Here is a 305-nt window from a genome sequence, read left to right on the forward strand (position 1 = left end):
AGGCTGGCAGAGGAAAAGGTGCTTCGGATCGGGTGTGCGCCAGATACATTTTTAGGAGGCGGGTACCAGACCTGCCGTAAATTGATTGATGATGGATACATAGGAAAGCCCATCAGCGTGCACGCATTTCTGGCGCGCAATGTCTGGCCGGATGGCGCCAGAAACGACGTTAAGCTGGAAAATGGAGGAACGCTGCCCTTTGACATGGCGGCCTACTATATTCACGCTATGGTTCAATTATTCGGACCAGTTCAGACGGTGGCGGGATTCGCGGACTCGTACCCGTTTGAACTGAGAAATCCCTA

General features: G+C 52.8%; 1 protein-coding gene. It reads left to right on the forward strand.

Annotated elements, in window-relative coordinates:
• Positions 1 to 305 (forward strand): Gfo/Idh/MocA family protein (locus tag NE473_RS31035; RefSeq protein ID WP_502802869.1); only part of this gene is annotated, 305 nt, incomplete at both ends.

The organism is Hungatella sp. SL.1.14, from assembly GCF_024460495.1.
Lineage (GTDB): Bacteria > Bacillota > Clostridia > Lachnospirales > Lachnospiraceae > Hungatella > Hungatella hathewayi.